17 protein-coding genes are annotated in these 26097 nt (G+C 71.9%); 7 read left to right on the top strand and 10 right to left on the bottom strand.

Translation table 11 applies throughout. From position 1 onward, the window contains the following. Nucleotides 1-37: 37 nt before the first annotated feature. Nucleotides 38-4165 (bottom strand): DUF7507 domain-containing protein, encoded by a 4128-nt coding sequence (locus tag ACQPW6_RS20935; protein WP_433891190.1) that lies wholly within the window; start codon nucleotides 4163-4165, stop codon nucleotides 38-40. Between the two features lie 228 nt (nucleotides 4166-4393). On the opposite strand from ACQPW6_RS20935, the gene ACQPW6_RS20930 reads away from it, so the two are divergent. After that, complete coding sequence (locus ACQPW6_RS20930) at nucleotides 4394-5791, top strand: DUF1254 domain-containing protein (protein ID WP_433891189.1); 1398 nt, start codon at nucleotides 4394-4396, stop codon at nucleotides 5789-5791. An 83-nt stretch (nucleotides 5792-5874) separates the two neighbouring features. Here the strand turns inward: ACQPW6_RS20930 and ACQPW6_RS20925 are convergent, their stop codons facing one another. Next, the gene (locus tag ACQPW6_RS20925; protein WP_433891188.1) at nucleotides 5875-6849 is read right to left on the bottom strand and encodes a helix-turn-helix domain-containing protein; all 975 of its coding nucleotides are present in this window, start codon (nucleotides 6847-6849) and stop codon (nucleotides 5875-5877) included. A 165-nt stretch (nucleotides 6850-7014) separates the two neighbouring features. Between ACQPW6_RS20925 and ACQPW6_RS20920 the strand changes: the two genes are divergently transcribed. Continuing rightward, nucleotides 7015-11145, top strand: a complete 4131-nt coding sequence (locus ACQPW6_RS20920; protein WP_433891187.1) for a S53 family peptidase — start codon at nucleotides 7015-7017, stop codon at nucleotides 11143-11145. 111 nt (nucleotides 11146-11256) lie between these two features. Here the strand turns inward: ACQPW6_RS20920 and ACQPW6_RS20915 are convergent, their stop codons facing one another. Then, a complete protein-coding gene (locus tag ACQPW6_RS20915; RefSeq protein WP_433891186.1) occupies nucleotides 11257-12744 on the bottom strand; it encodes a DUF1254 domain-containing protein in 1488 nt (495 codons plus the stop codon). Nucleotides 12745-12847: 103 nt separating this feature from the next. Next, nucleotides 12848-13861 carry a helix-turn-helix transcriptional regulator gene (locus ACQPW6_RS20910; protein WP_433891185.1) on the bottom strand — a complete coding sequence of 338 codons (1014 nt, stop codon included), beginning with the start codon at nucleotides 13859-13861 and terminating at the stop codon, nucleotides 12848-12850. A 305-nt stretch (nucleotides 13862-14166) separates the two neighbouring features. Here ACQPW6_RS20910 and ACQPW6_RS20905 point away from each other — a divergent pair, with 305 nt between their 5' ends. Together ACQPW6_RS20905 and ACQPW6_RS20900 are read left to right on the top strand one after the other, a co-directional pair. After that, nucleotides 14167-16932, top strand: coding sequence for a M4 family metallopeptidase (locus ACQPW6_RS20905; RefSeq protein WP_433891184.1), 2766 nt, complete (start codon nucleotides 14167-14169; stop codon nucleotides 16930-16932). Nucleotides 16933-17087: 155 nt separating this feature from the next. After that, entirely contained in the window at nucleotides 17088-18080 is a 993-nt protein-coding gene (locus tag ACQPW6_RS20900) for a DUF389 domain-containing protein (RefSeq protein WP_433891183.1), read from the top strand. Nucleotides 18081-18097: 17 nt separating this feature from the next. Here ACQPW6_RS20900 and ACQPW6_RS20895 read toward each other — a convergent pair whose 3' ends face one another. Continuing rightward, nucleotides 18098-18310: a DUF397 domain-containing protein gene (locus tag ACQPW6_RS20895; protein ID WP_433891182.1), complete on the bottom strand. Its 213-nt coding sequence runs from the start codon at nucleotides 18308-18310 to the stop codon at nucleotides 18098-18100. Further along, the gene (locus ACQPW6_RS20890; protein ID WP_433891181.1) at nucleotides 18307-19191 is read right to left on the bottom strand and encodes a helix-turn-helix domain-containing protein; all 885 of its coding nucleotides are present in this window, start codon (nucleotides 19189-19191) and stop codon (nucleotides 18307-18309) included. The genes ACQPW6_RS20895 and ACQPW6_RS20890 overlap by 4 nt, the downstream gene beginning before the upstream one ends. A 251-nt stretch (nucleotides 19192-19442) precedes the next feature. On the opposite strand from ACQPW6_RS20890, the gene ACQPW6_RS20885 reads away from it, so the two are divergent. Genes ACQPW6_RS20885 through ACQPW6_RS20875 form a run of 3 tightly spaced genes read left to right on the top strand, consistent with a single transcriptional unit; the run spans nucleotide 19443 to nucleotide 20535 of the window. Then, nucleotides 19443-19757, top strand: a complete 315-nt coding sequence (locus tag ACQPW6_RS20885) for a hypothetical protein (protein ID WP_433891180.1) — start codon at nucleotides 19443-19445, stop codon at nucleotides 19755-19757. Next, nucleotides 19754-20203 (top strand): ATP-binding protein, encoded by a 450-nt coding sequence (locus ACQPW6_RS20880; RefSeq protein ID WP_433891179.1) that lies wholly within the window; start codon nucleotides 19754-19756, stop codon nucleotides 20201-20203. Before ACQPW6_RS20885 ends, ACQPW6_RS20880 begins: the two co-directional genes overlap by 4 nt. Beyond that, on the top strand, nucleotides 20200-20535 hold the full coding sequence (locus ACQPW6_RS20875; RefSeq protein WP_433891178.1) for a hypothetical protein: 336 nt from the start codon (nucleotides 20200-20202) through the stop codon (nucleotides 20533-20535). The genes ACQPW6_RS20880 and ACQPW6_RS20875 overlap by 4 nt, the downstream gene beginning before the upstream one ends. A 33-nt stretch (nucleotides 20536-20568) precedes the next feature. Here ACQPW6_RS20875 and ACQPW6_RS20870 read toward each other — a convergent pair whose 3' ends face one another. Genes ACQPW6_RS20870 through ACQPW6_RS20855 form a run of 4 tightly spaced genes read right to left on the bottom strand, consistent with a single transcriptional unit; the run spans nucleotide 20569 to nucleotide 25939 of the window. Next, nucleotides 20569-21864: a DUF2254 domain-containing protein gene (locus ACQPW6_RS20870; protein ID WP_433891177.1), complete on the bottom strand. Its 1296-nt coding sequence runs from the start codon at nucleotides 21862-21864 to the stop codon at nucleotides 20569-20571. A 7-nt stretch (nucleotides 21865-21871) separates the two neighbouring features. Beyond that, nucleotides 21872-23575 (bottom strand): SulP family inorganic anion transporter, encoded by a 1704-nt coding sequence (locus tag ACQPW6_RS20865; protein ID WP_433891176.1) that lies wholly within the window; start codon nucleotides 23573-23575, stop codon nucleotides 21872-21874. After that, nucleotides 23572-23985, bottom strand: a complete 414-nt coding sequence (locus ACQPW6_RS20860; RefSeq protein ID WP_433891175.1) for a YidH family protein — start codon at nucleotides 23983-23985, stop codon at nucleotides 23572-23574. Before ACQPW6_RS20860 ends, ACQPW6_RS20865 begins: the two co-directional genes overlap by 4 nt. 37 nt (nucleotides 23986-24022) lie before the next feature. Next, entirely contained in the window at nucleotides 24023-25939 is a 1917-nt protein-coding gene (locus ACQPW6_RS20855) for an alkyl/aryl-sulfatase (RefSeq protein WP_433891174.1), read from the bottom strand. Between the last annotated feature and the right edge of the window lie 158 nt (nucleotides 25940-26097).

The following is a 26097-nucleotide window of genomic DNA, read 5'->3' as shown; positions in this document are numbered from 1 at the left end:
GGGCGCCCCTCAGCCGGGGGCGCCCCCGCGCCGGGGGCTAGCCGGCGCGGCGGCGGCGGGTGAGGGTGCGGAAGGTGAAGCCGGTTGCCACCGCTAGCGCGGCGATCAGGAGGGCGGCGATCGTCCAGCCCTGGACGCCGGTGTCGGGGAGGTGGCCGCCATGGCCGCCGTCGTGGCCGTGCGGCGGAGTGGGGGTCGGCCCCGGGGGCGTGGGCGTCGGGGTCGGGGTGGGGGTCGGCGGAGCGGGGGGCGTGACGTGGTGGTGGGTCGCGCAGCGCCGATCGGTCGAGCCGGCCGGGCAGTTGGAGTCCGCCAGCCCGACCACCGCGTTGGCCAGCTTCAAGTCACCCTTGTCGGGGTCGTCAACCGTGACCGAGTACGTGATCCTCACCGTCTTGCCGGCCGGCACATCGCCGTTCCAGGACAACACCGGCGCCGCGTACGACACCGTCCCCGACGAAGCCGAAGCATCCCCGTCGTACGCCGCGTCGTCCAGCACCTTCGACAGGTCGTCGGTGAACGACGCGGCCGGGTAGTCCGCGGTGCCGGTGTTCCTGACCGTCACCGTGTACGTCACCTTGTCACCCGGCTTCAGCGGGTGCGGCGCCACGGAGCGCTTGGCGATCCTCAGTTGTGCGACGGGCACGTCCGTGGAGCAGTCCGGGTCGTCCGAGCCGGTCGCGCAGTTCGAGGTGTCGGGGCCGACGACGGTGTTGGAGAGCCGCTTGTCGCCGTTGTCGGGGTTGTTGATCGTGACCGAGTAGGTGATGGTCGCGCTCGCGCCCGGCCGCAGCACGCCGGTCCAGCCGACCACCGGTGCGCGGTAGACCGCGCGCCCCGTACTGGCGGCCAAGTCCCCGTCGTAGGCGGCGTCGTCGAGGTCGCCGGACAGGTTGTCGGTGAAGTGCGCCGCGAGCAGGGTCGCTTCACCGGTGTTGGTCACCGTGATGGTGTAGGCGACCTTGTCCCCGGGCTTGGCCGGGCTCGGTGCCTTCACCGTCTTGGTGATGGCCATCGTCGCGACCGGCACATTGCCCGAGCAGGCCCGATCGGTGGAACCCGGGCCGCAGTTGGAGTCCGCGGGGCCGACCACCGTGTTGTCCAGCACCCGGTCGCCCTCATCGGGGTCGTTGACGGTGACCGAGTAGGTGATCGTCACCGTGTCACCGGCCGCCACATCGCCGTTCCAGGACAGGACCGGGGCCGTGTACGACACCGTCCCCGACGAAGCGGAAGCGTCATCGCCGTACACCGCGTCGTCCAGCACCTTCGACAGGGCGTCGGTGAACGAAGCGCCCGGGTAGTCCGCGGTGCCGACGTTCCTGACCGTCACCGTGTACGTCACCTTGTCGCCCGGCTTCGCCCGGAACGGGCTCGCGTGCTTGCGGATCTGCACGTCCGCGACCGGCACGTCGCCGGAGCAGGCCGGGTCCTTGGAACCGGTCGCGCAGTTGGAGTCCGGCGGGCCCACCACCGTGTTGTCCAGCGCCCGGTCGCCCTTGTCGGGGTCGTTGACGGTGACCGAGTAGGTGATCGTCACCGTGTCACCGGCCGGCACATCACCGTTCCAGGACAGGACCGGAGCCGCGTACGACACCGTCCCCGCCGTGGCGGAAGCGTCCCCGTCGTACGCCGCGTCGTCCAGCACCTTCGACAGGTCGTCGGTGAACGAAGCGCCCGGGTAGTCCGCGGTGCCGGTGTTCTCGACCGTCACCGTGTAGGTCACCTTGTCCCCCGGCTTCGCCGGATTGGGCGCGTTGGACGCCTTCGAGATCCGCAGCGCCGCGATGCCGTCGTCCGTCGCGCACGCCGGGTCGGTCGAGCCGGCCGAGCAGTTGGAGTCCGGCACCACCGCGGCGTTCGCCAGGTTCTTGTCGCCGGTGTCCGGGTTGTGCACGGTGAGGGAGTAGGTGATCGTCACCGTTCCGCCGGCCGGCACGTCCCCGTTCCAGGACAGGACCGGAGCCGCGTACGACACCGTCCCGGCCGTGGCGGCACCGTCCCCGTCGTACGCCGCGTCGTCCAGGTCGGAGGTGAGGTCGTCCGAGAGGGAGGCGCCGGTGTAGGGGACGGTGCCGGGGTTCTGCACCGTCACCGTGTAGGTGATCTTGTCGCCGGGCTTGACCGGCGACTTGGCGTCCGAGGTCTTCGCCACCTGGAGTTCGGTGACCGGGACGACGTCCGAGCAGTCCGGGTCGCTCGAACCCGTCTCGCAGTTCGAACCGCCGGGCCCGACGATGGCGTTGGTCAGCTTGCCGTCGCCCGCGTCGGGCTTGTCCACGGTGACCGAGTAGGTGATCGTCACCGTCTGGCCCTCCGCGACGTCCCCGCTCCAGGACAGCACCGGCTCCGTGTACGACACCGTCCCCGAGGAAGCGGAAGCGTCATCGCCGAACGCCGCGTCGTCCAGGACCTTCGACAGGTCGTCGGTGAACGAGGCGTCGGGGTAGGTGCCCTTGCCGTCGTTGGTGATCGTGACGGTGTAGTTGACCTGCTGCCCGGGCAGCGCCGTGCTGACGTCCGAGGACTTCTTCATCGTCAGATGCGGCACGTAGACGGTGTCGGAGCAGCCGGCCTCGGTCCCGTCCACGCAGTTGGAGTCGTCTCCGCCGGTCACGACGTTGGTCATGACCTCGTCGCCCGGGTCCGGGTCCTTCACCGTGACCGAGTACGTGATCGTGACCGTCTGGCCGGGCGCCAGCGTGCCCGACCATGTCAGGTGCGGGCTGGTGTAGGCGGGCGCGGCGCCGGAGCTGGACGCCGCGTCGCCGTTGTAGTCCGCGTCGTCGAGCACCTTGGTCAGGTCGTCGTCGATGCTCGCGGGGGCCGGGACGCTGCCCGGGTTGTTCAACGTCAGGGTGTAGGCGACCGTGCTGCCCGGGGCGGCCGAACCGCCGTCGGCCGGGTCCGAGGTCTTGGCGATCGTGTAGCGCGGCACGGCGAAGACCACGTCCGCGCAGTCCGGCGGGTTCACGCCGTTCAGGTTGGAGGCGTTGGATGCGCAGTTCTGGTAGGTGCCCGCGGTGTCCGAGGTCACGTCGACGGTGAACGTGCAGGACGTCTGACCGTTGTCGAGGTCGCCGGCCATGTCGATGCCGGCCGTGCCGGACGTCGTGTTGATCGTGCCGTTCGTGCAGGTCGTGGACGTCGCCGCCGGATCCGCCACGGTCAGGCCGGCGGGCAGCGTGTCGGTGAACGACCAGCCCGGCTTGGCCGTCAGGTCGGTGGTGTTGGTGACGGTGAAGGTCAGCGTCGAGGTGCCGCCGACCGCGACGGGGGTCGGCGAGAAGGACTTGCTCACCGTCGGGGTCGCGTCCATCAGGCTGATGTTGTCGACCGCGCTGTCGTTGCCGTTGCCCGAGGCCTGATCGTTGATCATCTGCAGGGACAGCGAGGAGCCGGTGAACGGCAGGGCCGCCGACGTCGTGTAGGTACCGGTGTGGACGTTGGTGGTGCCGCCGGCCGGGGACGGCACCGCGATGTCCCGGCCGCGCGGGTCCGTGCAGGTGTCGATGTCAGCACCGACCGGAGTCACGTCCGAGCCGTTGACCAGGTTGAACCGGAGCAGCGGGGGGCGGTCGGGGCAGTTGACCGCTCCGGCGTCCACCCCGAACAGGATGTAGTGCTTGCCGGTGCCGGAGGGCAGGTCGATCGGCTGGACGGTCTGGAACTGGACCTTCCCGGCCCCGGGATCGACCGGGATGTTGTTGCCCGTGTCGGTGTACGCCGACAGCGCGTCGTTCTGCGTCGGGTCGGCGGCGCCGCGCAGGTCGCCCAGCGCGTACGCCATGGGCCGCAGATTGTTCATGCCCGCCGGGCCCGCGGCGCAGTTCGCGGGCAGCGCGGTCATGGTGTAGTTGAGGATCTCGCCGTTGCAGTCGCTCAGCCACGCCGGGTCGGCGGTGTACTGCTCCCCGTTCGCGCCGGTGTAGTCCGCCAGCGGCACCGGCACGTCACTTGAGGTGTTCTGGAAGTCCTCGGTGAACACGACGGCCGGCGCGGCGGGCGCGGGCGCCGCGCGGTTGCCCTCCCGGGCCCCGGCCACGCTCCGCACGTGCGCGCCCTTGCCCGCCGGCCCATGCTGCGCCGCGGGCGCCGCGTCCGCCATGGCTGAGGCGGCCGTGCCGCCGAGACCGAGCACCGCGCTGAGCAACACCGCGAGCACTGACGAGGGTCCAGAACCCGACCGGACGCTCGAAAAGGGAACGACCCGCCGCATACGGAACCCCATTCGCTATTCACCTGAGCACTGACCTGGGCAATAACATCTGTTTCGGCATATTTGCAGGTAAATGCTCTATAGAATGAACGCCATCTCCTGCGGCTCGGAGAGTCCACCCGTACGGCCCAGCCAGGGTGGGCACCGGCCCGGCGGCGTTCCTACCGTGGCCTCATGTCCCCCTCCGCGTCTGACGCCGCCGCCCCGCTGCCGGGCCCCGTTCCCGGATCGCGCATGACCGACGAGTACCTGCGCACGATGGGGCGGGTCGCCTACCTGTGGGGCTGGCCACTGGTGAACATGCACAACCGGCTGACGATCATGGAGAAGCTGCCTGTCCCCGGGCTGCTGGGCGGGGTCGTGCCGGCCGGGCCGCCGGGAACGGTGGGCATGCTGCACGACTACATCGCGCCGGACGAGCGGATCGTGGCCTGCCCGAACCAGGACGTCGTCTACGGCTTCGGGATCATGGACGCGCGGCGCGGGCCCTCGGTGATCCAGGTGCCCGACTTCGCCGACCGGTTCTGGGTCTACCAGGTGGTGGACCAGCGCACCGAGTCCTTCGCGCGGCTCGGCTCGATGTACGGCACGAAGCCCGGCTGCTACCTGCTGGCGGCCGAGGGCTGGGACGGCGAGGTGCCCGACGGCATCGCGGGGGTGTTCCGGTTCGACACCCGGATCGCGGTGTGCATCCCGCGGGTCTTCATGAACGACACCGACGCCGACCGGGCCGCGGTCCAGCCGCTGGTCGACCAGGTCATGATGTACCCGCTGGCCGAGTACACCGGGCAGCCGCGCAGCACGGACTGGTCGCAGGCGCCGTCCTTCCCGGCGGGCGACGCGACCGGCGGCGAGCAGGAGACCCAGTGGGTCGATCCCGCGGCCTTCTTCGACGCGCTCCCCGCGATCCTCGACGAGGTCCCCGCCCGCCCGGGTGAGGAGGCGCTGCACGAGGTGTTCCGGTCGCTGGTGGCGCGGGCCGCCGAGGACGAGAGCGCGGCGAAGGTGCTGCGGGACGCGGCGGCCGACGCCGACACCACGCTGGTGCGGGAGCTGTTCGAGTTCCGCAACATCGGGGTGCCGCTCGACCACCACTGGAGCACCCAGCGCAACGGCGCGGCCTTCGGCGGCGACTACCTGAGCCGTACCGCCATGGGCAAGGCGAACATCTTCGTCAACACCCCCACCGAGACCGCGTACTTCTACCAGGACCAGGACGAGAGCGGGGAACTGCTCACCGGCGAGCACGGCTACCGGCTCACCTTCCCGGCCGGCGCGCTCCCCCCGGTGCGGGGCTTCTGGTCGGTGACGCTGTACAACGAGCACCACTTCTTCCACCGCAACGAGCTGCACCGCTACTCGCTTGGCACCAAGAACAAGAGCCTCAGCCACGGCGACGACGGCTCGCTGACGCTGTACGCCGGGGCCCGTCCCCCGGCCGACGGCGACGAGGCCAACTGGCTGCCCGCGCCCGACGGGCGCTTCTCGCTGTACCTGCGCGCGTACTGGCCCGACGAGGCTGCGCTCGACGGCAGTTGGCGGCCCCCGGCGGTCAGCAGGACCGCGCGCTGACGCGTAGACCTCCGCCGCAACCTGACCGTACGGCGCCGCCGCCGGTAGCCCGGCCTACAGCCAGCCGCGGGTAGCCGGGCGGGCTACAGCCAGCCGCGGCGCATCGCCTGGGTGCCGGCCTGGAAGCGGCTGGTGGCCTCCAGGCGTCTGACCAGGTCGGCGATTCTGCGGCGCAGGGTGCGGTGGCTCATCTCCAGCTGGCGGGCGATGGCCTCGTCCTTCAGGCCGGCGTTGAGGAGTTGCAGCAGGGCGCGGTCGGTCTCGGAGATCTCCGGGTGCGGGGCGGACTCGGCGGCCGGGGTGTCGAACACCGGTGTGGCCTGCACCCAGTTGGCCTCGAAGAGCTCCACCAGGGCGTCGCACAGCCGGGACCTGCGGACGAACGCGGCGGTCGTGCGCGTCCCCTCCTCGCTCGCGGTCAGCGGCAGCACCGCCTCGCGCTGGTCGACCACGACCATCTTCATCGGCACCTTGGGCAGCACCCGCGCCTGCTCGCCCGCCGCGACCAGCCCGCGCAGCCGTTCGGCCAGCGCGGGCACGGTGAGCACCTCGCTGGCGTAGACGGCCCGTACGCTCACGCCCCTGGCCAGCACGGTCCGTTCGGAGTCCGAGGCGGTGCCGTCGGGGGTCACGTACGGGGGCGCGTCGAAGGCCAGGATCTCGTGCTCGGCGCTGACGGTCAGTTCGCGGACCCGCCGGGAGATCTCCGCGGGCCCCTCGACCACCTCCACCAGCAGCCGCGGGTCGGTCCGCAGCCGGCGCTCGTGGTACTCGGCCGCGTAGGCGTCCGCCGAGCTCAGCACGCTCTCCAGGGCGGCCTGCCGGGAGCGGACCAACCGCACCAGGCCGGTGCGCGGGTCCACCGGCAGGTAGTGGGCGGGCCGGCCGGGGCGGCAGGTGGCCAGTCCCGCCGCGACCAGCGCGTCCAGGATCTGCCGGGCGCGGGCCGGCCGTATCCCCAGTTGCTCCGCGAGCGCTCCCGCGGCGAGGGACTCATGGCGCAGCAGCAGCCGGTAGACCCGCTCCGTTGACTCGTCAAGACCGACCGATTCGAGCACTCCGGACCCCTTTTCCCGCGTTGTCGCAGCGCCGCAGCCTACCGCTCGTGGCCGCCAGTGGCCGCTGGCCGCAGGTGGCCACCGCTCACACTCCCCTCAGTGGCGGCCCGGCTGGAACAGTACGAGCACCCCCGAAGGTGATGACCACCAAGTGACGGAGCCTCGATGAGATCCGGAATATCCGGCATACGTACGGTGGCGGTGGCAGCGGTACTCGCCGCCGCGACCGCCGTACTGTCCGTACCCGCCGCCCATGCCGACCCGGCGGAGAAGCCCCCGCTGCGGCTGACCGCCGCCCAACTGGCCAAGCTCAGCGACCGCTACACCCCGCGCAGCGACGGCACACCCGGCATCGTCGCCACCGCCGAGCGCTCCACCGCCGCTCCGGCCGCCGGGTCCGACCCGGCCACCGGGGCCGGTCAGACCGGCACGGCAGCCGCCGCGCCCGCCGCCACCACCCCCGCGATCGACCAGACGGCCGGCTGGGAGACCGCGCGCGGCGCCGCCTCGACGCTCGCGCTCAGCGGCACCGGCGACTGGGTCTCGGTGTTCTCCGGCGGCACGGTGACCCGCTACGACGCCAAGGGCGACCCGGTCTGGCAGCGCACCAGCCACTCGCTCTACACCGACTGGCAGGTCAAGCCGGTGATCCCGTACCAGGCCCAGGAGTTCACCCCGGTCCTGTACGAGGGCTACGACCCGTACCAGCCGTCCTCGATCGGCACCCACCCCTACGCGCAGGCCGACTTCAACGGTGACGGGGTGGCCGACATCGCCGTCGCCTACTCCGTGGGCGACAGCCCGGCGCGCGACTTCACCACCCCGGACTCCACGCTCCAGTCGGGCACCTTCGTCAGCGTGCTCGACGGGCGCAGCGGCGCGATGCTGTGGCACCAGCTGCTGCCCGGGTACGTCGGTTCGCTGCTCGCCACCGACGGCAAGCTGATCGTCGCCGACCGCACCGGCCCGGACTGGTACGCCAACCCGGTGCCGGCGCAGGGCGACAGCCGTAGCTCGCTGCTCGCCTACACGCTGACCCCGGCCGCCGGCGGGAAGCTCAAGGCCCGCACCGCCTGGACGTACAACACCAAGGCGCCCTGGGCCAGTTGGACCGACGTCGAGGCGCTGACCGGCGGCCGGATCACCGTCGGCTGGACCGACACCCCGATGGGCCTGGGCAGCCCGCGTCCGGCCGCCGGGCACGTCATGGTGCTCGACGCCGCCGGCGGGCAGGTCACCGTGGACACCAAGACCCCGGGCTACCCGCGGATCCTGCACCAGGACCCGGGCTCGGACCGGGTCCTGGTCGCCGAGCAGAACGATCCCTACGACGCCGTCCGTTGGGACCTCACCGCGGTCAACGCCCGCACCGGCGCCCGCAAGGTGCTCGCCTCCCGCGAGGGCACCATCCCCGAGGCGTTCCTCGTCAACGGCCAGGCGCACGGCAAGCAGGCCCGCTACGCGGTGGCCGAGCTCGGCATCGACCCGGTGGACCTGAGCGACGGCCAGAGCACCGTCTCCGGCTGGGACGACAAGGGCGAGACCGTCTGGCACTACCAGACCGCCAGCACCGTGGGCGGCGCCAACGCGCCCACCATGTCGCTGAGTTACGACCCGAGCGGGCACGGCCAGGTCGTCGCGGCCGTGGCCGACCCCACCTACGTGACGCCGGACGCGCCCGAGGGCATCTACCACAGCCAGCTCATCGCACTCGACGCGCGCGACGGCGACATCGCCTGGCGCCATGAGGGCGATGTCGCCGCCGACCAGGTCACGCCCTACCGGGGCGGCCTGCTCACCGTCGGCTACGACCTCAACGCCTGGACCACCGAGCCGAAGAGCGGTGACAGCACCGCGATGCCGCTGCTCGGCGACCAGTACGCCGCCGCGGCCACCGACGTCAACGGCGACGGCGTCAAGGACCTGATCGTCGGCGGCCAGAGCCACGGCGTCTTCGCCCTCGACGGCCGCGACCTCGACAAGCCCACCCCGCGCGTCCTGTGGCACAGCGCCGTCAACGGGGCCGTCCACCAGCTGCAGTTGGCGACGGTCGCCGACAAGCAGGGGAAGTCCGCGCAGCGGCTCGTCGCGGCCACCTCCACCGGCTTCGCCGTGCTCGACCCGCACCAGGGGCGGGCGACCGCCCAAGTCAGCACCGGCGCGATGCAGTTCGGCGTCGCCGTCACCGGCGGCAGCGTGATCGCCAGTGGCACCAAGGGAGTCAGCGCCTACACCGCCGACGGCACCACCCGGTGGACCTACAAGCCCGCGGGCACCAAGGGCAAGCAGGTCACGTACTCCACGCCGTCCGCCGACGGGGACGGCCGCGTCTTCCTCGAATACGGCGGCGCGCGCACGGAGTTCTCGACCGGGGCCAGCGACCCGGCCCCGACCGGTGTCGCCCTGGACGCCACCACCGGCGCCCAGCTGTGGGACCAGCGGCCGAGCGGCACCAACTCCGCCTGGATCGAGGCGCAGGGCGGCGTGCTCGCCAGTCCCGGCGTCCCCGGCGCGGGCGGCCACGGGGTGGCTTTCGCCTGGGGCGGCGACAAGCCCACCTCCTCGCACCTGGTGCAGATCGTGGACGGGGACACCGGCAAGGTCGTCTCGACGGACGTGTCCGTCGGCGCCGCCACCTTCCAGGGCTTCGCCGCCTCGCAGAAGTACGGCCTGATCGAGATGCACGCCTACGCGGCCACGGTGCACCCGGCCGACGGCAGCGCCCCCTTCTGGGACCGCGTCAACGAGAACCTCCAGCAGGGCGTGTTCGCCACCACCACCGGCGGCAACGAGACGTTCGTCGGCGCCGCGGGCGGCCTGTACCAGTTCGCGCAGCCCTTCCCGGACCTCGGCCTCGACACCTACCTCGACGCCAGCGCCGCCGGCTTCTCGCTGAACGCCGGCTCCGTCACTCCCGCCGCGCTCGGCAAGGGCACCGGCACCGACCTGATCGGCCTGCCGGAGGACGTGACCGCCTACGCGGTGAACGAGGCGCTCGGCGGGTACGGCGCCGATGTCATCGCCACCGACAGCTACCAGCACGGCGTGACCGTCCAGCGGGTGGGCGACGCGGCGGCGGCGCCTTCAGCGAAGCTCAAGTCCCCGCTCGGCAAGGGCGCCCAGCCCGGCACCGACCCGAAGTCCACCACCGACCCGACGGCCCGCGCCGTCAAGAACCCGGCGCTGCCCAGCGGCACCGCGACCCCCGACCTGCGGGTCCAGACCACGTACAAGGTGAACCCGGCGGACGACACCGAGACCGCGCCCGGCTACACCCCGCAGCAGATCAAGACCCGGCTCGGCCTGACCGGTGACGGCACCGGCCAGACCATCGCCATCGTCGACGCCTACGACTACCCGGCGGCGAAGGACGACCTCAACCACTTCGCCGCGCACTTCGACCTGCCGCCCACCTGCGACAGCGTCGCCGCGGGCACCGACTGCTTCGACTTCCAGCAGGTCTACGCGGACGGCCACCAGCCGGCCGCCGACGCCGGCTGGAACGAGGAAGCCGCGCTCGACATCGAGTGGGCGCACTCCGTCGCGCCGCACGCGAAGATCGTGCTGGTGGAGGCGGCCGACGCCTCGGCGGCCGGCCTCTACCAGGGCGTGGACAAGGCCGCCTCGCTGCATCCGGCGGTCGTCAGCAACAGCTGGGGCATGTCGGAGTTCTCCGAGGAGTCCTTCTACGACGGCCACTGCGATCTCGCCGACTCGGTGTGCACCCAGTCCACCGGTGACGCCGGCTACCCGGCCGGCTACTCCAGCACCAACCCGAACGCCCTCGCGATCGGCGGCACCAGCCTCCAACTGGACGCCTCCGGCCAGACGTTGAGCGAGACGGCCTGGTCCTCGACCGGCGGCGGCCTGAGCTACTTCGAGAAGCGCCCGGCGTACCAGAACGGCGTCCAGTCGTCCCGCTACCGGGCCACCCCCGACGTGAGCTTCGTGGCCGACCCGCGTACCGGTGTGGCCGTCTACACCTCGGCGCTCGGCACCCCCGAGTGGCTTGAGGTCGGCGGCACCAGCCTGTCCGCGCCGGTCTGGGCGGCCATCCTGACCGCCGCCGACCAGCTGCGCGCCACGTCCGGCAAGCCGCACCTGGCCGTCGCGGGCCCCGCGGGCGACACCGCCCACCGTGACGTCTACGCCCTCGGCGGCTCGCTCAACGACGTGACCACCGGCTCCAACGGCGAGTGCGGCACCCAGTGCACGGCCGGCCCCGGCTACGACACGGTGACCGGCCTCGGCTCCCCCCTCGCGGGAGTGGACAAGGCCCTGAGCACGATGCGGTGACCCCGGTTCCGTGCGCGCGCACTCCCGAGTGGCGCGCACGGATCTGACCCCCTGGGCCGGCAGCGCACCCAGCGCCGCCGGCCCCTTCACGTCAGCCGCAGACCGCGGGCATCAACCCGGCTGACCGTCACCGGACTTGACGAAGTCGCCCGGCTTGTACTGCCGGTCGAAGAACGCCTGATCGGGGCCGTACCACCGGATGAGGGCGAACCAGCCGCGCCCGGGCACCGACGCGATCCAGTTGCCGGCCTCCTCGGGCCGCTCGGGTCCGACATGGATCGTGACGGACCGGTCGGCGTTGAAGACGATGTCGTTCATGCCGTTGAGCGAGGAGTACGTCTGGCCCTCGGCGTCGACCTCGGCGGCGGTCTCGGCGTCGTACAACGTCAGCGACCAGAACAGCCGGGACGGCGGGTCGGCCGGAAGGTCGATCCGGTACGTGCGCTCCCCGGTCAGCAGCTCGCCGTCGTGGTCGCGGTAGGTGTTCGCGTACTTCGCGCCGGCCCCGACGACGGAGCTCATCATTCCGGTGCTGATCGAGTAGTGGTTGACGAACATGTGCGCCTTGGCGTTGACGTCGGTGTGGCCGGTGGCGCGGTCGCGGAACTCCTCGTCGAGCAGGGTGTGCCAGAAGTCGTCCTGGGCGGTCTTGGCGTGCGCCACCCACTGCCGGTCGGCCCACCACAGGGCGCCCGGCTCGCGGTCGAAGCCGGCGGCGAGCGTCTTGGCCGTCTTCCAGCCGGTCCGCGCGGCCAGGTCCAGCAGTTCGCGCCCGCGGGGTGTCGGGCTGAAGTCCTGCCCCTTGCGGATGCCGAGCGCGGCGAGGACGCCGTGCATGTAGGGGTCGGTGCGATCGACCCGGTCGGCCTGGATGAACGCGTCGAGCAGGTGGAAGAAGCCGAGGTCGCGCGGGTACAGCGCGTCGGCCGGGGTGTCCGAGGCGTGCGCGAAGCGCATCGGCGTCGCGTCGCCGTGCAGCGGGTGCAGATGGACGCCCTCGATCGAGGCGACCCCGGGAGAGAGGTCGTCGACGGAGCTGAAGAAGCCGCGCAGCAGGAAGTAGATGTTGTCGGTGGGGCTGCGGTAGACGAAGTAGTCGTCCCACTCGCCGTCGCGCCGCGGCTCGTCGCCCTCGGGGACGATCAGGTACCGGCCGCCCTTGCCGCGGTCGGGCCCGGGCAGGCCGATGTCCCCGAGGAACCGCACGCCGTCGATCAGCGGGCCGTGCAGCGGCCGGTGCCAGAAGTCGTCCACCAGTCCCTGGATGCCGGGCGGCGCCTCCACCACCAGCGGCCCGGTCCGCCCGAGGTCGGCGAACGCCATCCCGTAGATCACGTCGCAGTTCGGGGTGGTGATCAGCGTGCCCGGCTTCAGCCGCTTCTCGAACACCGACATCACGTGGTACCCGCTGCCGAACGCCGCCCCGAGCCCGTCCCGCATCGCACACGCGTTGACGGCCGGCAGCGCCCACAGATACGCCTGCACCGCCCGCTGGAAGAACAGCTCGTCCTCCAGCGTCCGCGCGGTCTCCTCGGTGGGATACCCCCCGGGCAGCGGCAGCCCGGCCAGTTGCTGATAGCGATCGGTCGCGGACGTCATCGGCGAACACCTCCGGTACGGCGGGGGACCTGGGAACCGTAAGCGAGACGCTAGCCCATATCGGGACAATTGCCGCGCTTCTCGGAAGCGCACGCGCGGACGCTCACACCGGGAGCCATCCGCGCAGGATCGCCTGGACCCCGGCCTGGAAGCGGGTCTCGGCGTTCAGCACCCGCAGCAGGTGGCTGATCCGGCGGCGCACCGTGTGGACGTGCAGCCCCATCCGGCGGGCTATCGCCTCGTCCTTCAGACCGGAGGTGAGCAGCGTCAGCAGCTCCTGGTCCTGCTCGCTGATCTCGCCGTACGAGGCGGAGCCGATGGGGGTGGCGCGCTCCCAGACCGCGTCGAACAGCGGCACGATGGCGTTGCTCAGCAGCGAGTCGCTCACCACCAGGGCCGACGCGGTGGGGTCGGCCGCGTCGGTCGGCGGCAGCAGCGTCACCCGCCGGTCCGCGGTGATCAGCTTCGTGGGCAGCGCGACGCCCACCCGGATGTGCACCCCTTGCGCGGACAGCTCGTTGAGACCGCGGGCCCGGCCGGGGAAGTCCAGGCCGTCCCGGTCCACCACCGTGCGCACCCGCACCCCGCGCCGTACCGCGTCGGTGACGGCGAGCGGGGCGGGCGTGCCCTCCGGTGAACTCGCCGCGTAGGGCGGCCGGTCGAGCAGCGCCAGATCGTGACTGGCCGACGCCAGCAGCGAGTTGACCCGTTCGGCGATGGCCTGCCGGCCGTGCACGGCCTCGATGCCGAGCGCCGGGGCGTACCGTACGGTGCTCAGCAGTTGGGCGGCGAGCCGGTCGACGGAGCCGGCCAGCGCCTCGACGTCGGCCGACTTCCGCAACAGTTCCGACTGGCGCTGGTGGACGAGGTTGCGCAGCGCGGTGGCCGGCGGGACGGCGCGGGGGAGCTCGGAGTCGCGGGCGGCGGGCAACGTGAAGCCGTGCGCGCCGAGTCGGCCGAGGGCGTCCGCGACCCGGCCGGCGGGCAGGCCGAGCGCCTGGGCGACGGCGTCGGCCGAGGAGGGCGCGGGGGTGTCCCACAGCGCCTCGTAGACCCGGAGTTCGTCGCTTCCCAGCCCGAGAGCCTGCCAGTCCGCGGGGGTTCCGTTGCCGCTCACTCCGTTGATCTTCGCCCGTTCGCGCAGGCCACACAAGTGTGTACGTCCACAAGTCGGCAGCCGTGATGCCTTGTTCACCAGCCACTGCGGCCACTTGCATGACGGTGTCCATTCACGCACCACCGGCATCCGAGGGGTACACCGTGGGCAGTCGAGCACGCAGGAGATCCGTGGCGGCGGCAGGGGGAGAGCCGGGCGGAGCACGCCGGTCGCGGGGATGGACGGGCCCTAGGGGAACAAGGGGTAAGCGGGGTAAGGCCGTCGGCCAGGGCCTCGCGGCGCTGTTCGCGGCGGCCGGACTGGTGATGACCGCCATGCCGGCCGCCCACGCGGACTCCGGGCCCGCCGCCGCCCCGTCCGCCGCCCCCTCCGTCGTCCCCGGCGCGCGGACCCAGACCCCGGCACTGGTCACCGGACTGCACGACGCGGCCGACGCCAAGGCGAGCGCCGCCGACGCCGCGCGCGGCCACCTCGCGGGGAAGAAGAGCCGCTACCACATCGCCGATCCGGCGCGTGACCTGAAGACGGTGTCGACGGACAAGCGCGGCACCGACGAGACCGTCCGCCTCCAGCAGGACTACGACGGCATCCCGGTGCTCGGCGGCCAGTACGTCGTGCGGATGACGACGGGCGCGGGCAAGCGCACCGTCACCGGTACCTCCGGCGAGTACTTCTCCGACCTGGACCTGGCCACCACGACGCCCGCGGTCTCGGAGAGCACCGCGATCACCCGCGCGGTCGGTTCCGTCACCGGCCAACTGGGCGCCGCCCCGCTGACATTGGCCGCCGCGCCGGTGGGAGGGGCCGGGCCGGCCCTCACCGGCACCGCCGACGGCCTGGCCGTACTGCCCCAGGGCGACGGCGTGCTGACCCGGCACATCACGGTCAGCGGCACCAACCCGCGGACCGGCGAACCGGTCCGCCAGGAGGTGTACGTGGACGCGCACTCCGGCTACCCGGCGTTCCAGTACAGCGCCCTCCAGACGTTCGCCGCGGCCAACACCACCACCGGCGCCGCCGCGAGCACCCCGGCGGATCAGCCGGGCACCCCGGCCGCCCCCGCCACCGTCCCGCAGCAGCTCGTCGTCAAGGGCACCGGCGTCCGCTACAACGGCCGGCAGACCGAACTGAACCTCTACCAGGGCACCGACGGCGCCTACCAGACGATCGACTACGGCTTCCGGGCCGCCGGCGGCACCAACGTCATGCTGGCGACGTACGACGCCCGCGGCACGGAGGTCACCGCCGCGTCCGGCGCCTGGCCCAGCGGCATCAAGACGTTCAGCCCGCCGACCACCGACCTCGGCCCCGAGTACACCGACTCCGGTGCGGTGGACGCGCATTGGGGCGCCAGTCAGGTCTACGACTACTACCACACGAAGTTCGGCCGGGACGGCCTCGACGGCAAGGGCGGCTTCATCTACTCCCTGGTCGGCGTGGTCAGTCAGGGCCAGCCCTACAACAACGCCTTCTGGGACGGCACCAAGATGGTGTACGGCCAGGGCGGCGGCGACTACCGGACCTTCTCCGCCGACACCGACGTGGTCGGCCACGAGATGACCCACGGCGTCATCCAGAACACCGCGAACCTGGTCTACGCCGGCCAGTCGGGCGCCATGAACGAGGGCCTCGCCGACTACTTCGGCAACGCCATCGACGACGACGCCAACCACATCCCGATGACCGACCCCGACGCGTCGCTGCTCGGCGAGGACCTCTGCGTCACCGCCTCCCCGCGCGACTGCGCGCTGCGCGACCTGAACGACGGCGCGACCACGTCGAAGAACTTCGTCGGCGCGAGCTTCCAGAACGACGACGGTGGGGTGCACGAGAACTCCACCATCTTCTCCGGCGCGCTGTGGGACATCCGCCAGGACCTCGGCGGCGACCTGGCCGACCAGATCGTCTACCGCGCCCTGACCGCCTACATGACCCCGCTCGACGGCTTCACCCAGGGCCGCGCCGCGGTCATCGCCGCCGCGCAGGAACTCGGCGTCACCAAGGCCCAGTTGCAGTCGGTGAAGCGGGCGTTCGCCGCGCACGGCATCGTGCCCGGCTGGGAGACCGCGCTCGGCGTGGACGCCGACACGCTGGTCGGCAAGGTCAACACCGTCGGGACGACCCTCGGCGCGGGCGGCGGCAAGTACGCGGTCTCGCTGAGCAACGAGGACGGCAGCGAGCCGTACTCGGTGTGGGCGGGCAACACCAGCGGCAAGGGCAGCCCGACCCTGGTCAGCCCCAACAACGGTGACTACAACGTCTATCCGGACACCGACGGCAAGAACGTCGCCTGGGCCGACTTCGGCCCCACCTCGGTCACGATCAAGGTGCGCCCGCTGGCCGGCGGCCCGGTGAAGACGGTCTACGGGTCCGTCACGGACATCACCTCCGTCGCCATCGACGGCGACTACGTGGTGTTCACCGAGACCGACCCGTTCGGCGGCCAGCACGTGGGCTACCGCAACATCAAGACAGGCGACGGCACCTGGGTGGACGGCGGCCGGTACGAGATCGGCACCGCGCTGCCCTCCGTGCACGCCGGGGTGATCGCCTACGCCAAGCTCTGGCCCGAGTCCGACGGCTACAAGCTGGGCGTGGAGACCACCGACCTGAACACCGGCAAGGTCACCCTGATGCCCGTCGACAAGAACAAGACCCTCGGGATCGGCCAGACCGCCGTCACCTCCAACAGCGTCTACTGGCTCGCCGACACCGACCCCACCGACGGCGGCAAGCTCTCGGTCGACCGGGCGAACCTCGACGGCTCCGGCCCCGTCACCCTCGACCCGGAGACCCGGGGGACCGCCCTCTACAGCTACTCCCTCACCGCCTCCGACGCCGCGGTCACCGTCCTCAGCGTGCCGCCGGCCACCACCTGGGCCAACGACACGCTGCCGAAGCTCTACCAGTTCGCCGCGGACGGCACCGGCGGCCCGCAGCGGGTCTCCTGCGACCGTGGCGACCAGCTCTTCCCCGCCGCGGGCGACGGCACGCAGGTGCTGTGGCTCGACGGCACGACGGGCTGGACCAACCTGGTCAAGCGCGACCGCCCGGCGGGCACGTGCACGTGACCGGCACTTCGTGACCTGACCTGCACCTGACCGGCGCTCTCGGGCGCGCACCACGAGCAGTCGGGTTTCCGGGGGCCCCGAACCCCCGGAAACCCGGCCAAATGTGTGCCGTGTCCCTGCGCCGCCCGGCCGCTCCCGGTCCGGATACTGGGCGCATGCTCGGCCACTTCCGCGACTGGGTCCTGCCGGACCGCCAGCGACGCTCGCCGGCGGAGCTGCGGGAGGATCTGGATCTGTCGTCCGGGGACAGCAGGTCCAAGCAGTCGGCGTTCTGGGCCATGCTCACGCTGTCCTCGGTGATCGCGGCCGGCGGGATCCTCACGGACTCCACCGCCACCGTCATCGGGGCGATGATCATCGCACCGCTGTCCACGCCGATCATGGGCATCGCGCTGGGCGCGGTGCAGCGCCGCCGCACCACTGCCGCCGCCTTCGTCGCACTGGGGTGCCTGCTGGTGGTGCTGGTCGGGGCGGGGGCGTCGCTGGTGGTGCCGCGCACCTACGACCTGCTGTCGAACGGCCAGATCTCCGGCCGTACGTCGCCCGGGCTGCTCGACCTGATCTCCGCGCTGGCCACCGGGTTCGCCGGCGCGGTGGCGCTGTCCCGCAAGGACGTCGCCGCGGTGCTGCCGGGGGTGGCCATCGCGATCTCGCTGGTGCCGCCGCTGGTGGTCACGGGTGTGTGCGCGGGGCAGACGTCGTGGTGGCTCGCGCTGGGCGCGCTGGTGCTTTTCCTGTCCAACCTGTTCGCGCTGGTCTTCGCGGGCATGGTGGTCTTCGCCGCCCTCGGGCTCAAGCGCGCCGGCGAGCGGCACGGCCCGCGCCGGGCCTACGTCATGCTCGGGCTGCTGTTCACGGCGGTGCTGCTGCCGCTGGTCGCCAACACCGTCACCACCGTGCTGCTCGACACCTGGACCTCGCGGACGAAGAACGCGGCCGAGAAGTGGCTCGCCCACACCCCCGGCGCGTCCGTCACCAGCGTCGACACCCAGTCGAGAACGGTGTACGTGCACGTCCGCGGCCCCGGTGACCTGCCGCCGGTCGGCGACCTGCTGCACGACCTCGAAGGCCAGGTCCCCGACGGCGTCCCGATCGTGGTGGACGCCGTACGGGGCCAGCAGATCGCCGCCGGAAAGGTCGGCGGCTGATCCGCGACGCCGGGTGGCTAGACCCGCTTGAACTCGCCGTCCTGCATGCCGCCTTCGAACGCCGCCCACTCACCGGCGGTGAAAACGAGAGCGGAGCCGTTCCCGTTGTCCTTGCTGTCACGCATCGCCACACGACCGTCCTCGAGGAAGGCGACCTCGACGCACTGGCCGTTGTTCGCCGAGCGGCTGGACTTGCGCCACACCGCCCCTACCAGGTCGGAACTCTTCACTGCCTTAGCTCCCTTGCTGCTTGCTGAAGGAGACGCATGGTGTCCTCGTGTTCCAGGCAACGCGCCCAGATTGCTTGGAACGCCCCGTCGTAGCGCTCGATCTCGTTCGGCTTGTCGAGGTAGAGGTCGCCGGTGAAGCCGTCGACGTAGACCGTGGGCGGCTCTGTCGGCTTGCCGTCGCCGCCGAGCGGGAAACGCAGCATCGTGAACGACCCGGACAGCAAGCCGTGATGCAGACCCGCCTCGTACGGCACCACCCTGATGGAGACGTGAGGCAGAGCCGCCAGTTCGAGCAGATGTTCAAGCTGTGCGGCCATCACCTCGCGACCTCCGACCGGCCGACGCAGGATGACTTCGTTGAGCGCCACCTTCATCGTAACCGGACTGGTGAGCCTGGTCAGCAGCGCTTGACGGGCCATCCGCACGTGCACTCGGCGGTCGATCTCCGTGTCCTCGACGCCGGGGTTGTCCTCGCGGATCAACGTGCGTGCGTAGTCCGGAGTTTGGAACAGGCCGGGCACCAACTCCGCGCTGTACTGCTGCAGGCGCTCCGCCGCTTCCTCCAGCCCGATGTAGAGGTCGAAGGTCTCGGGGATCACGTCACCGTACGAGTGCCACCAGCCGCGCCCCTTGGTCTCCTTGGCCAGCCCCATCAGCCCCTGGGCCAGCTCCGCCGGCGCCCCGTAGATCTTGCACATCGCTTCGACGTCGAGGCTGCGCAGCGAGGTCTGGCCGGTCTCGATGCGCCAGATCTTGGGCTCCGACCACTCCAGTTCCTTGGCCGCCGCCCGCACGGTCAGCCGCGCCTGGTTGCGCAGTTCGCGAAGGTGCCGCCCGAGCTGCCTGCGCGGCACGGTCGATCCCGTCGTTCCGTCCGGCATACGTCCCACCCTTCTCCTTCGGGGCACTCTTTCACTCGATATGAAAGCACCCCAACATCCGATTCACAATACTGATATTAGTGTTCGATAATTCTCTGATGATGACTCTAAATGTAGTCTTGCAGAAACCCGGCTGACGGTGCTTCACTCAGTGACGTGACGAAACAGCACCTGCACGGTTCGTCACCTCGGGCGCGCACGGGCTTGGACGGAACGCCGTCGCCCGCGCCCACTCACCAGGGAGGCGAGACATGGGGCGACCCATCTACGGCTACATGCGCGCGTATGAGGCGACACCGGAATCCGAGACCATGAAGGACGAATTACGGCTGTTCCGCTGGGCCCAGAACGAGGGCTACGAGTTGGCCGTCATCTACCAGGAGGTGGAGGAGGGCAGCACCGCCGTCCTGACCGAACTCCTCACCGAGCTTCGACTCGTCGGTGACACCGCCGTGCTGGTGCCGTCCACCGAGCACTTCGGAACGGGCCGGGTTCTGCGGGAACACCTGACCGCCTACCAGGTGCACTGCGCCGACATCCAGTTGTCCGAGGTGGACGTGCGGTGACGGCGCCTACGACTCTCTGCGTTTCGCGCATTCAGCTGTCCGCGACGCCGACGGCCGTCGGCATGTCGCGGGCTTTCGTCCGGCAGATGCTGCGTACGTGGCAGCTCGCGGACTTCACCGACAGCGCCGAGCTGATCGTCTCCGAACTCGTCACCAACGCCGTCAGGGCAACCGGCAGCGCCGAGCCGTGCCCGAAGTGGCAGTCGGTCACGGCAGATCACGTCATCGGGGTGCAGCTGCGGTTGCTGCACGGCAGCCTGTTCATCGAGGTCTGGGACAGGGGCGACGGCAGGCCGGCCGTGCCGGAGCAGTCGGACGACGCGGAGTGCGGCCGTGGCCTCTTCCTGGTGCGAGCGGTCAGCGAGAAGTGGGGCGTTCACCGTCCTGACACGGGTGGCAAGGTCGTCTGGGCCAAGCTGACGCCGGAGTCGGGGTCGGCGGCATGACGGCGACCGGCCGGGCCGTGGCCTACGGGTACATGCGCGTTCCCCGTGCCATGGAGGACGAGGAAATCCAGGTCATCGAGCGCCGGATGGAGGAGTACGCCGTTTCGCAGCAGCTCGAAATCATGGCAACCCACTATGAGTACGGCGACGGAACGACGAACGTGTCAGATCTCGTCTACTTCCTGCGGCGCAACAATGCGGAGCATGTCATTGTGCCGTCGATGGAGCAGATCACCGATCACCTCGTGATCCAGTCCATTGTCACCACCGCCATCGTTGACGGCATCGGTGCGACCCTCCATGAAGCATCAGAGGAATCACCGAGTGGATGAGATTCGCCGCCTAAGCACCGGGCAGTCCCCCGGTCAGGCCCGGTCGGACGGCGGCGGGCCGCCGAGGCCCTGGGGGTCGGGGGTGGTTGCCGTCGTGGTCAGGGAGGGGTCGGGGAGGGTTTGGGCGGTGCGGTTGAGGGCCGCGCGGTAGGCGGCGAAGGACGTGGCGCGGGGCTGCGGGGCGGCGCGGGTGAGGGTGTCGAGCAGGGCGCGCAGGCGGCGCTGGATCTGGAGCGAGTCGGCGCCGTAGAGCAGGATCTCGGCGAGCGCGAGGTCGAGGAGCACGTCCCAGCCGGGGCGGGCGAGGGTGACGCGGGCGGTGCCGTCGGCGTCGCGGATGACGGCGGGGCCCAGCGGGCGGGTCGCGATCCGCAGCAGGACGGACTCGATCTGGTCGAGGGTCTGGACGGCGGTGGTGGGGTCGTTGACGGCGGGCGACAGCGCGCGGATGGCGACGTCCACCAGCAGGCGCAGCCCGTAGGCGGGGTCGTGCTCGATGTGCCGGGCCGGCCCGACACGCACGGCACGGGCCAGCTCGCGGGCGCCGGCGGCCGGTGCGGCGGGGCTGACGCGGAGCAGCGGCGCGCCGGGTTCGGTGTAGCTGCCGACGGCGACCAGGCCGGTGACGCGGACCCCGAGGCGGGCGGCGGTCGCGGCGAGCGCGGCCCCGTCGACGCGCTGGACGACACCCGCCTGGTCCGCGGCGATCTCGCCGTCGGCGTTCCCCGGACCGGCGGCCGGGCCCTCCGGCTCGCGCCACTCCCGGTCCAGAGCGGCGTGCAGTTGCAGCCCCACCGTGCGGACCAGGCCGCCGCCGGTGACCACTTCGCGCAGTTCGGCGAGGCTGCGCAGGATCGCCCCGCTGGACAGCACGACGAAGACGATCGCCAACGTGACCGACAGGCGCGGCACATGCTCGTCGCTCACCTGCGCGAGGACGACCAGCGCGTAGACGGCCGTACCGGTCAGCGCGCCGAACAGCACCAGCGAGCGTTCGAAGTAGCCCAGCACGCCGACCAGTCGGGGCGACATGGCCTGCACCGACTGCACGACCAGGGTGACCGCGGTGAGCACGAAACCGGTCAGGGTGATCACGCCGGACGCGATGGCGCCGAGGGTGGCCTGCGCGGCGGACGGGTCGTACGACAGCCCGCCGAGGTGGCGGGAGCGTTCGGCGTGCGGCAGCCACCAGCCCAGCAGCGCACCGCCGGCGACGAGGAGCAGGGCCAGCCCGCGGTTGGGCCAGGCGGCGCGTGCCGCGCGCCGGTAGCCGCGGCGGCCCCGCCTGGACGCGCGGTCGCCGCGCCCGGACGATCCGAAGCCGCGCATCACCCCGTCACCCCCGCCCGCCCGCAGGCGGCCCGCCCACCGCCGTCATCGCGTCCTCGACACTCGCGTGCACGGCCCCGGGCGCGAACCGCCCCGCCAGGTGGTGCCGGTCGAACTCCCGCCGGGCCCGGGCCCGCAGCCGGGCCAGGTGCAGTTCGGTGCCCTGCCGGTCCAGGCTGTCGCGCAGCTCGTCGAGGGTGTCGAGGACGGGGATGCCGAGGTGGTACGTCCCGCTGAGGTCGAGGACGACGACCCGCGGCGCCGGGTGGATCGCGGCGGCCAGCGCGAGCACGTCCCGGCGGGTGCGGTCGACGTTGCCGAAGAACAGGGCGCCGTCGGGGCGGACGGCCAGCACGCCGTGGACGGTGGTCGCGTCGGGGTGCTGCTCGGTGTCGCCGTACCGGCGGCTGCCGGGCAGCCGGCCGAGGACCGACAGGTGCGTGGTGCTCGCGGCGGCGATGAACAGCACCAGCGACAGCGCGACGGCCAGCAGCAGCCCCGGCAGCAAGTCGAAGAGCAGCACCCCGACCAGCGCGGTCAGCGCCACCCACAGGCTCGCCCGGTCCGCCGCCGCGTACCGGCGCAGCTCGGCGGTGGACAGGAAGCCGCGGACGGCGACGATGACGATCGCGCCGAGCACCGGTTCCGGCAGGTCGGTGAACAGCGGGGTGAGGAACGCCCCCGTCAGCAGGATCAGACCGGCGGCGATCACCGACGTCAGCCGGGACCGGGCGCCGGCCTTGGTGGCGGCGGCGCTGCGGGAGGCGCTGCCGGAGACGGTGAAGCCGCGGAAGAGCCCGACGGCGATGTTCGCGACGCCGACCGCGGCCATCTCCCGGTTGGCGTCCACCTCGTCGCCGTGCTCGCGGGCGAACCGGGAGGCGATGCTGAACGCCTCGGCGAACACCACCAGTGCCACCCCGCACGCCCCGGCGGCCAGCTTCCACCAGTCCCCCGCGGTGATGCCGGGCAGGTGCGGCACGGGCACGGCCGACGGGATCTTCCCCACGACGTCGACCCCGTGGTCCTTCAGCCCGGCCGCCGCCGACACCACCAGCCCCAGCACCAGCACGACCAGCGAGGCCGGGATCCGGGGCAGGAACCGTTCGAGCGCGAACAGCGCGGCCAGCGCCACCGCGCCGACCGCGAGCGAGGCGAGCGACCAGTCGGGGGCGTGCCGCAGCACCGTCCACAGCCTGGGGAAGAACTGGCCGTCGCCGCTGGAGACGCCGACGATCTTCGCGGCCTGCCGGACGACGATGGTCAGCGCCATCCCGAACAGGAAGCCGTACAGGGCCGGTTCGGCCAGGAAGTTCGTCACGAACCCGAGCCGGGCGATCCCGGCGGCCAGCAGCACACCGCCGGCGATCACCGCGAGCGCCGCCGACAGCCCGACCGCCTGCTTCGGGTCGGAGCTGACGTCGGCGACGGTGGCCCCGGACAGGACGGCCGCCGCCGACGTCGCCCCGATGATCAGGAACCGGGAGCGGCCCAGCAGGACGTACGCGACCAGCGCGACGGGCGCGGCGTAGAAGGCGTTCTGCGGCGGCACCCCGGCGATCTGCGCGTAGGCCACGCACTCGGGCACGATCAGCGCCCACGCGGTGAGCGCGCCGAGCATGTCGCCGCGCGCGGTGTCCCCGCTCAGGCCGCCGAGGCCGCCGAGCCTGCCCAGCCTGCCCAGGCCGCTGAGCGCGGTGCCCCGCTTCACGGCGCCACCACGATCACCGCGACGACGAAGCCGGCCAGCAGGAACATCGCCACGGTGACCAGCAGCGCGCCCAGCCCGCTGGTCAGCGGCTCGGGCCCGCCGATCCGCGCCTGCCGGTTCCGCCACTGCACGTAGCCGGCCGCCGTGACGCCCGTCGCCAGGGCGACGAGGTAGGCGCCGAGCGCCAGGCGCAGCCCGCTCGGGGTGATGCCGGTCAGCTTGACGACGGCGAAGGAGGCGGCCAGCAGGCCCAGGCCCGTACGGGACCAGGCCAGCAGGGTGCGCTCGTTGGCCAGGGTGGTGCGGAGGTTGCCGCCGTCGACCTTCCGCCGCCCGGGGGCGCCGGGCGGCACGTCGTCCGGCGGCACGTCACTGGACGGGACGTTGCCGGGGGGCACGTCGTCCGGCATCAGCTGCCTCCTCCGCGCGGGGCCGTTCCTGAGCCGGTCAGGGGGTGACGATGGCGAAGTCGGGGTCGGGGGCGCTGAGGTGGCCGAGGAGTTCGGCGAGCTTGCCGGGGTCGCCGGTGGTCTCGGCGCGGCCCTGGGCCGTCAGGGCGTCGAGTTGGACGGTGCCGAGGAGCAGGGCCCGCAGGTCCGCCTCGGCGAGGGCGATGTCGAGGTCGGGCTCGGGCGCCTCGGGGGTGGTCCCCGTGATGTGGACGAGCACGCCGTTGCGCAGCCGCAGGACGGCCGGATCGCCGTCGCGCAGGCTGAACCGGATGGTGAGATCGGCGTCCCAACTGCGGGGCCCGTCAACCCTGATGGCGAGGGAGTCGAAGAGCTGGCCGAGGGTGAGGGCCGCCAGCAGGTCGGGGGCGACGACGGCGGTGGGCGTGCCGACCGGCCCCTTGCGCAGCTCCAGCGCGCCCATCAGGAAGAAGTTGCGCCAGGTGCCGTTCTCGCTGCCGTAGCCGAGCTGTTCGAGCGCGTCGGCCTGGAGGGCGCGGGCGTCGGCGTTGTCCGGCTCCGCGAACAGCACGTGGTTGATCACCTGGGCGACCCAGCGGTAGTCGCCCGCCGCGAACGACTCGCGGGCGCGCCGCACGACGGCGTCGGCGCCGCCCATGAAGTCCAGGTAGCGCTTGGCGGACTCGGCCGGCGGGTGCTCCCACAGGTGGGCCGGGTTGCCGTCGAACCAGCCCATGTAGTGCTGGTAGACCGCCTTGACGTTGTGGCTGACGGAGCCGTAGTAGCCGTGCGTGTTCCAGGCCCGCTCCAGCGCCGGCGGGACCGTCATCTCCTCGGCGATCTCCAGCCCCGTCATGCCCTGGTTGAGCATCCGCAGCGTCTGGTCGTGCAGGTACGCGTACAGGTCGCGCTGCTCCGACAGGAACGTCAGCACCCGCTCGCGGCCCCAGACCGGCCAGTGGTGCGAGGCGAAGGCGACATCGACGGAGCCGGCGTGCAGCGCGATCGTCTCGGTGAGGTAGTGCGCCCACACGTGCGGGTTGCGGACCTGGGCGCCGCGCAGGGTCAGCAGGTTGTGCAGGTTGTGGGTGGCGTTCTCCGCCATGCACAGCGCCTTGTGGTCGGGCAGGTGGACGTTCAGCTCGGACGGCGCCTCGGTGCCGGGGGTGAGCTGGAAGACCATCCGGACGCCGTCCACGGTCTCGGTCTGGCCGGTGGCGGTGACGTCCAGGGTCGGCGGGATCAGCCCGACCGAGCCGGTGGAGGTCGTCTGGCCGAGCCCGGCGCCGATCTGGCCGCGCGCGCCCTTGGGCAGCGCGGCACCGTACATGTACGCGGCACGGCGACCCATCGCCGTACCGGCGTAGACGTTCTCGCTGACCGCGTGCTCCAGGAAGCCCTCGGGGGCGATCACCGGCACCCCGCCGTCCACGTCGTCCTGGGTGATCACGCCCCTGATGCCGCCGAAGTGGTCGACGTGGCTGTGGGTGTACAGCACCCCGGTCACCGGCCGCTCGCCGCGGTGCCGCCGGTACAGGGCCAGGGCGGCGGCGGCCGTCTCCGCGCTGATCAGCGGGTCGATCACCAGCACCCCGCGGTCGCCCTCCACCAGCGTCATGTTCGACAGGTCGAAGCCGCGCACCTGGTAGACGCCCTCGACCACCTCGTACAGGCCGTGCTGCGCGACCAGCCGGCCCTGCCGCCACAGGCTGGGGTTGGCGGTGTCGGGGCAGTCGTCGTCGAGGAAGCCGTACGAGTCCAGGCCCCATACGGTGCTGCCGTCGCTGCCGCGGACGGTCGGGTCGTCGGCGGTGCCGATGAAGCCGCGCTTGGCGTCGTCGAAGTCCTGGGTGTCGTCGAAGGGGTAGCGGTCGCGGACGGCGGCGTTGCCGGTGGCGACGCCCGGTTGGGCCGCCTTGGAGTCGGCCGTCTTGGGGTCGGTGGGCTCGGCCATGGTGGGCTCCCTCGGGGTGCGGCTGGTCCGGCGGCTTGCGGTTTCGGCCCCGGCGGCTTGCGGTTCGCGGCGCCGCTGTTCGTGGTCGGCGGCGCGGGCTGGGGCACTGCCACGCTGACGGATGGGGGGTGGGGCGGCCACTTGGGTGGTCCATCCGG

Origin of the sequence: Streptomyces sp. CA-111067 (assembly GCF_050956065.1) — a bacterium.
Classification (GTDB): domain Bacteria; phylum Actinomycetota; class Actinomycetes; order Streptomycetales; family Streptomycetaceae; genus Actinacidiphila.
This window is presented reverse-complemented; position numbering and strand designations above follow the sequence as displayed.